The following is a 7659-nucleotide window of genomic DNA, read 5'->3' as shown; positions in this document are numbered from 1 at the left end:
AGTTGACTGGATTGAAAATACGCTTATACTCAGCTTTATTCAATCCTAGTCAACCTTACCGGGGCGGACTACGAATTCATAATGAATTATGTTCTGCTCCTTTTTATTGGAGTGTCGTCTTAAATTGGGCTTGTATTTTGTTGGTGGGTTGTGGCATTATAAATGTAAGGGCTTACAAAACAACTCTTTTATTTATATAAAGGAGTTGTTTTGATTTATTTGTATGATGTAAAATTGATTAAATTATTGTGACACAATGTTTAATTCGGCAATCAAACATTGGTATATAAAGTTTTGATATGATGTTTATACAAATTGCTAGGCATACTGTAATGGTAGTACTAAAGGCTGTTCAAAAAATTGTAACATTTAGTATGAAACCCCTTTAAAAACATAAGACATATTGTTAAAATGTTTATGAAAGCGAAATCATTAGTTAAAAAGAGGCGAAGAGGATCATGACTGAGACTAATAATTTAGTAACTTCTACACAAAGTATTATTAAAGAGGCATTACATAAATTAGGTTTTGATGATGGTATGTACGATTTAATTAAAGAACCATTAAGATTTTTAGAAGTGCGTATTCCAGTAAGAATGGACGACGGAACTGTAAAAACATTTACTGGTTATCGTGCACAACATAATGATGCAGTTGGGCCAACAAAAGGTGGCGTAAGATTTCATCCTGAAGTAGATGAAGAGGAAGTAAAAGCTTTATCTATGTGGATGACCTTAAAATGTGGCATTGTCAACTTACCATACGGCGGTGGTAAAGGTGGTATTGTGTGTGATCCACGTGAGATGAGTATTCATGAAGTTGAAAGATTATCTCGTGGCTATGTAAGAGCAATTTCACAATTTGTTGGACCGACTAAAGATATTCCAGCACCTGATGTATTTACAAATTCACAAATTATGGCATGGATGATGGACGAATATAGCGCATTAGATAAATTCAATTCACCTGGTTTCATTACAGGAAAACCAATTGTCTTAGGCGGTTCACAAGGTCGTGATCGTTCTACTGCCTTGGGTGTTGTTATAGCTATTGAACAAGCAGCTAAGCGAAGAGGACGTCAAATCGAAGGATCTAAAGTAGTGATTCAAGGCTTTGGAAACGCAGGTAGCTTTTTAGCAAAATTCCTATACGATATGGGTGCTAAAATTGTAGGTATATCTGATGCATATGGCGCATTACACGATCCTAATGGACTAGATATTGATTACTTATTAGATCGTCGAGATAGTTTCGGTACTGTAACAAATTTATTTGAAGATACGATTTCGAATAAAGAGCTATTTGAAATAGATTGTGATATTTTAGTTCCAGCAGCAATCTCAAATCAAATTACTGAAGATAACGCACATGATATTAAAGCTGATATTGTTGTTGAGGCAGCTAATGGACCAACGACACCTGAAGCAACACGTATTCTAACAGAAAGAGGTATTTTACTAGTACCAGATGTGCTTGCAAGCGCTGGTGGCGTAACGGTATCATACTTTGAATGGGTGCAAAATAACCAAGGCTACTATTGGTCAGAAGAAGAAGTTAATGAAAAATTACGTGAAAAATTAGTTGAAGCCTTTGATACAATATATGAATTATCTCAAAATAGAAGAATTGATATGAGATTAGCAGCATATATTGTCGGTATTAAGCGTACTGCCGAAGCTGCTCGTTATCGTGGTTGGGCATAAAATACAATAATAATTTTTAGGGTCTAGGACATTAAGTTCTTAAACAATGTAAAAAAGACAATTTCTATCAAATAATTTTAATAGAAATTGTCTTTTCTCTTATGTATTAGATAATATACAGCTCGTTATCATTTTAGGGTGATAAGATGTAGCCCTACGATGGTGTTCGAATTATAAATTAATTTTGGTTTGATATCATTGCTTTCCTTATTATTATTCGGCAAACGTCATAAAAATCGTAAAGAAAATTAATTATATTTTACAGAAAGGTCGGGCGTCTGTCCGTCCTTTTTTATAATTGATTGAAAATTTGCAGAAAAAATAAAATATTTGTAAAGTAAAGTTAACCTATTATTAAAGGAGAAAGCCTATGAATATAGAAAGTAAAATTCAAGACTTAGTTGATCAAGTCAACAATTTCTATCCTGAATTTGATAAGATATTTGTGAGTTTGGGCAAACCCAATATTAAAGCGCAAGTCAAATTATTAAAAAATAAGCGTAATCTTGAACGTGATGTTATGAAGCGATGCCAAAAATTTAAGAAACAAGCAGGTAGTTACCCGCAATGGATAAAATTGGATATCGTTACTGATACACAAACCATTCGTTTTGATAATGTAGCTGAAGAATTGATAACTACTCGTAGAAATTATATTGATTTTGGTATTGCAATGGATAATTATTGGAATTTAACTTTTTTACCAGAAGAAATTAATGCCAATGCATTTGTTAGACCTAAAAAAGGTACGAACACTTTATTTTTATCCGAAGAAAATATTAATAATTATCTTAAAAAATATACGACACATAAAAAAGGTTTTAGCTATGAATTTTACAAAGATAAAAATGTAACGAAGTTTTATACACAAGGGTTTATATATGATGGTGAAGGTATTTATCAATTACATGGAAGAGGATATCAAAAAAACTTACGTATAGTTAATAATTTACATACAGAAATTGATAAGTTAATAGATAAGAGTTCTGACTTTTTACAAAATATGTTAATGCCGAATGGACGCTATATTTATGGTTATTTTCCACATTTTGATAAAACGATTAATTTTTATAACGTACTTAGACACGCTTCCTCAACGTATGCATTAATTGAAGGTTTAGCATATCAACAGAAAGATATTACATCAACAGAGAAAGCAATTGACTATATTATTGATTATTGTTTATGCAAAGATAACTCAGGAGCAATGTTTGTTTTTGATGGTACGAATGATATCAATGAAATTAAATTAGGTCAAAATGCGTCATTTATTTTTGCTGTATGTGAATATTTAAAATATGGACAATTTAATAAACGTTATTTAAATGTAGCGCAGCAAGTTGCTCAAGGTATGTTAAAAATGATTAATCAGACGACAGGCGAAACGGTACATATTTTAAATTATCCAGATTTAACTGTAAAAGAAAAATATCGTATTGTATATTATGATGGAGAAGCAGCACTTGCGCTATTACGGTTATATCAAATCGATCAGCAGCCGCAATGGATAAAAACGGTAAAAATATTATTTGAGTATTTTATTGCTAATGATTATTGGAAATATCATGACCATTGGTTAGGCTATTGCACAAATGAGTTAGTTCAAATTTCATCGGAAGAAAAGTATTACCGTTTTGGAATTCAAAACGTTAGTTCTCACTTGGATTATATTAAACAGAGGGAAACAACATACCCTACGTTTTTAGAAATGCTGATGGCCACATATCATTTAGTTGAAAAGGCTAAAGCTTCGGGATATGATGATTTGGTTGCAGAATGGTTAGACGAAGATAAATTTATTGATACGATCCATACAAGGGCAGATTATGAACGCACGGGTTTCTTTTATCCTGAAATTGCGATGTATTTTAAAAAGCCAGGTCGCATTTTAAATAGTTTCTTTATTAAACATCATGGTTATCGTGTAAGAATTGATGATATAGAACATTATGTGTCAGGGTACGTGCAATATCAGAAAGTATTTAAGTCGTAAGTTTTGTAGGTAAAAAGGAGTATAAGATATGACTCTCAAGGATAATCAAAAGAATGACAATAAAGTTCCTGAAAAACACAGCAAAAATTATGAAGACGAGAAATCAAAAATAGATAAAGAAATAGAAGCAGAATTACTGGAATATTTAAATAGGGATAAAACTAATGAAAAAGAAGAGAAGCAGGAAAAGAAAAAATACAAATCGGCAATGTTTGTTGTTTTACTGATTATTGTTTTACTATACTTATTTAAAATGGGCAAACATTTTATGTATATTGATATTAATGCGCTGCTGCTATATTTTAGTTAATATTATAAGAATGTATATCTCATGCGTTATTGTAATAAGACTTGTTGTGAGAAGGATACCTAACACTTTCGCTAAATTGATTTAATGTGAACTTAGCGAAAGTTTTTTTATAAAAATGATTAGAAATTAATAGCATAGTTATCACAATAAAATATTACTGTAAATAACAAAGTTTAAATACAAACGCATGTCGATTCTTCATAAAATTTTAAAACTTAGCAGATATAATATATTACGTAAAGATAATTAATAATACTTTATTTGAAATCATCACATGTTAAAGGAGAACCATACCAGTGAATAAATTTAAATTATCCATCTACTTACTATCCATTCTTCCAATAGATTATTTTGGTTTAATTATAGATTATCATTATAAAGTGATGTGGGGATATATTCCGCTAGTTATAATATCTATTGCTCTCGGAATGTTTATTAAAAGCTTTAAGAGCTATGTCTCAACATTTATGATTAGAACAATAGGTATAGTAATATCTTTCATTTGTACGCATGTTTTTATGAATTTGTATGAAACATCAGGGTATTTTAAACCGTTCTATGCATCTGGTTATGCCATTTTTTTAGGAATAATCAGTCATATCATCATACTGGTAACGATAGCAATTACTTATACAATCACACCAAAAGATGATAAGTCTTAGGCAGTTTTATGGTAAATGCATATTTATGTTACAGCTTAAATTAGTGATTATCTGCAAGTAGGTCGAATAACCAATAGGCTAATTATTATAGAGGTAATTGCACTATTTTTCTATTCAAAATTTAAAAATCGAACTAGTGTTTTATCTCACCAGTCCGATTTATTATAGAACCAAAAGAAATCATTATAAAATGAAATCAATTTTTAATGAATGATTTATGATTCATCGAGTAATGCTTGCGCTACTTTAAGTTGATGTTTAACTGCATCAGGTCCCGTAGAACCATAGCTTTGGCGACGTTGTAAGCAATTTGCTGGTTTGAGGTAGTCATAGATATCTGCTTCAATGCGTGCGTCATAAGCCTGGTAGCGTTCTAGTGAGACATCTAGGAGGTAAATACCTTGTTGTATACATTCAAATACTATTTTTCCAACGATTTCATGTGCAGTTCTAAATGGGACGTTTTTAGTAACTAAATAGTCAGCTAACTCTGTTGCATTTGAAAAATCTTGTGTAACTGTTTGTGCTAAGCGTTCTGAATTAACAGTCATAGTTGCAATCATACCTTCAAATATTCTTAATGAACCTTTGATCGTATGCAAAGCATCAAATAATCCTTCTTTATCTTCTTGCATGTCTTTATTGTATGCTAGTGGTAACCCTTTAAGTGTTACAAGCATACTCATCAAGTGACCTGTTGTACGTCCCACTTTGCCACGGATAAGTTCAGCCATATCGGGATTCTTTTTCTGTGGCATGATAGAGGAACCAGTTGAAAATGCATCCGCAAGTGTAATGAACTTTGCTTCATCTGTTGACCAAAAAATAATTTCTTCGGCAAAGCGTGATAAATGAACCATTGTTAATGAAATATTGTGCAATGTTTCTACAATATAATCACGGTCACTAACGGCATCTAAACTATTTTCATAAACGCTAGCAAATCCGAGTAAGTCCTTCGTTTCATGTCTATCAATTGGATATGTTGTACCGCTTAAGGCTGCTGCACCTAATGGTGAGATATCTATACGTTTTAAGCTATCAGTAAAGCGTCCTTTATCACGTTCAAGCATCCAAAAATATGTCATAATATGATGTGCGAAAGATATAGGTTGAGCACGTTGTAAATGCGTGTATCCAGGCATTATCGTATCAACGTGTTGATTGGCAAGCTCAACGATGGTCTGTTGGAAAGATTTAATTAACGTTGTTATATCTAAAACTTGTTGTTTTGTATATAAATGCATATCCGTTGCAACTTGGTCATTGCGACTACGACCAGTGTGCAGTCGACCACCTGCTGCACCTATGCGCTCAATTAATTCATGTTCAATATTTAAATGAATATCTTCCAATGAATGTTTAAATGTTAATTTATGCTGATGAAAATCAGCTTGTATTGCTTTTAGCCCGTCTATAATATCCGCTTTGTCTTGTGTTGAGATGATACCTTGATTTGCTAACATTGTGGCATGTGCAATACTTCCTGCAATGTCTTGATCAATTAAGGTTTGGTCAAAATCGATGGACGCATTAAAATCATCTACCCATTCCTCGGGTTGCTGTTGGAAGCGTCCACCCCATGCTTTATTGCTCATTGCTATAGCCTCCATGTAACATGGCGTTGACTTGTGTTGGTAAGCCAAAGATATCAATGAAGCCAACAGCAGCTTCTTGATTGAATGCGTCCTCTTTAGTATAGGTTGCTAATTTTTCATCATAAAGCGTGTAAGGTGATTGTCTGCCATTAACGATGGCATTACCTTTAAATAATTTAATTCTGACATCTCCTTCAACATGTTGCTGTGTTGAATCAATGAATGTTTTTAAGCTGTCTGTCAAAGGTGAGAACCATAACCCGTTGTATGTTTGCTCTGCGAATTGTTTTTCAATGATCGGTTTGAAATGTGCCACATCTTTTGTTAGCGTAATGGTTTCAAGCGCTTTGTGTGCTTTTAAAATGACTTCAGCACCAGGCGTTTCATAAATCTCTCTCGATTTAATACCTACAAGTCTATTTTCTACATGGTCGATACGACCGATGCCATGTTTCCCAGCTAGGTCATTCAAAGTTAAGATTAGCTCATCTAAATCATAGGCTTTATCGTTCAATTTAACTGGAATACCTTTTTTAAATGATAGGATAATTTCATCAGCAGTATCTGGCGTCTCTTCAATAGGTGTTGTTAAATCAAATGCATCTTCTGGAGGCGTTGCATAAGGATCTTCTAAAATACCGCATTCATTTGCTCTGCCCCATAAATTTTGATCAATTGAATAAGGAGAATCATGATTGATAGATACAGGAATATTGTGTTTCAATGCATAATCAATTTCTTCTTCACGGCTCCAAGCCCATTCTCGCACGGGTGCAAATGTTTTTAATTTAGGGTTCAAAGCTTTGATCGCTACTTCAAAACGTACTTGATCGTTTCCTTTACCTGTACAGCCATGTGCAATACCAATTGACTGTGTTTGTTCAGCAATTTCTACCAATTTTTTAGCAATGAGTGGTCGTGATAATGCTGATACGAGAGGATAACTATTTTCATACATCAAATTACCTTTAATAGCATAGCTTACATAGTCATCACTAAACTCTTTCGTAGCATTGATAATATGGCATTCAATTGCGCCCATTTCTAAAGCTTTAGAGTGTACAGTATCTAAATCTTTTCCTTCACCGACATCTAAACAACAAGCTACAACATCATATCCTTTATCTATAAGCCATTTAACTGCTACGCTAGTGTCTAATCCACCAGAATAAGCTAACACGATTTTATCTTTCATTATATAGTCACCTCAAATTGTTTTCATAATTATCATTATGACTTTATCATAACAGAAAGGTAATGAAAATAAAACCGTTTTATTACATAATTATACATTTTATAACTTTATCATTTTTCTTTATTAGCCTTATATGTTCACATTTAAAGCTTTTTTGTAATTTCTAAAAAATATGAAAAATGCATAAAAAAGTAATGG

At 32.5% G+C, this 7659-nt stretch carries 7 protein-coding genes; 5 read left to right on the top strand and 2 right to left on the bottom strand.

Annotated features, from left to right (window positions below; translation table 11 throughout):
• From HMPREF2597_RS12820 to HMPREF2597_RS11285, 5 genes are all read left to right on the top strand, one after another.
• Positions 1 to 200 (top strand): hypothetical protein (locus HMPREF2597_RS12820; protein ID WP_218117586.1); only part of this gene is annotated, 200 nt, incomplete at its 5' end.
• Between the two features lie 258 nt (positions 201 to 458).
• Positions 459 to 1703 (top strand): Glu/Leu/Phe/Val family dehydrogenase, encoded by a 1245-nt coding sequence (locus HMPREF2597_RS11300; protein WP_002459545.1) that lies wholly within the window; start codon positions 459 to 461, stop codon positions 1701 to 1703.
• A 370-nt stretch (positions 1704 to 2073) separates the two neighbouring features.
• Positions 2074 to 3696, top strand: coding sequence for a hypothetical protein (locus HMPREF2597_RS11295; protein WP_002478442.1), 1623 nt, complete (start codon positions 2074 to 2076; stop codon positions 3694 to 3696).
• Between the two features lie 28 nt (positions 3697 to 3724).
• Positions 3725 to 4006 carry a hypothetical protein gene (locus HMPREF2597_RS11290; RefSeq protein WP_002478441.1) on the top strand — a complete coding sequence of 94 codons (282 nt, stop codon included), beginning with the start codon at positions 3725 to 3727 and terminating at the stop codon, positions 4004 to 4006.
• A gap of 296 nt (positions 4007 to 4302) precedes the next feature.
• Positions 4303 to 4668: a hypothetical protein gene (locus HMPREF2597_RS11285; protein WP_002478440.1), complete on the top strand. Its 366-nt coding sequence runs from the start codon at positions 4303 to 4305 to the stop codon at positions 4666 to 4668.
• A gap of 215 nt (positions 4669 to 4883) precedes the next feature.
• Here the strand turns inward: HMPREF2597_RS11285 and argH are convergent, their stop codons facing one another.
• Positions 4884 to 6266: an argininosuccinate lyase gene (gene argH / locus HMPREF2597_RS11280; RefSeq protein ID WP_002478439.1), complete on the bottom strand. Its 1383-nt coding sequence runs from the start codon at positions 6264 to 6266 to the stop codon at positions 4884 to 4886.
• Positions 6256 to 7461 carry an argininosuccinate synthase gene (locus HMPREF2597_RS11275; protein ID WP_002459540.1) on the bottom strand — a complete coding sequence of 402 codons (1206 nt, stop codon included), beginning with the start codon at positions 7459 to 7461 and terminating at the stop codon, positions 6256 to 6258. The genes argH and HMPREF2597_RS11275 overlap by 11 nt, the downstream gene beginning before the upstream one ends.
• Between the last annotated feature and the right edge of the window lie 198 nt (positions 7462 to 7659).

It is taken from the genome of Staphylococcus sp. HMSC063A07, assembly GCF_001836955.1.
GTDB lineage: Bacteria > Bacillota > Bacilli > Staphylococcales > Staphylococcaceae > Staphylococcus > Staphylococcus lugdunensis.
This window is presented reverse-complemented; position numbering and strand designations above follow the sequence as displayed.

What these genes read in the sequence shown, in the direction of transcription:
- HMPREF2597_RS11275 (WP_002459540.1), bottom strand. Translation starts at nt 7,461, where the DNA reads ATGAAAGATAAAATCGTGTTAGCTTATTCTGGTGGATTAGACACTAGC.
- HMPREF2597_RS11295 (WP_002478442.1), top strand. Translation starts at nt 2,074, where the DNA reads ATGAATATAGAAAGTAAAATTCAAGACTTAGTTGATCAAGTCAACAAT.
- argH (WP_002478439.1), bottom strand. Translation starts at nt 6,266, where the DNA reads ATGAGCAATAAAGCATGGGGTGGACGCTTCCAACAGCAACCCGAGGAA.
- HMPREF2597_RS11290 (WP_002478441.1), top strand. Translation starts at nt 3,725, where the DNA reads ATGACTCTCAAGGATAATCAAAAGAATGACAATAAAGTTCCTGAAAAA.
- HMPREF2597_RS11300 (WP_002459545.1), top strand. Translation starts at nt 459, where the DNA reads ATGACTGAGACTAATAATTTAGTAACTTCTACACAAAGTATTATTAAA.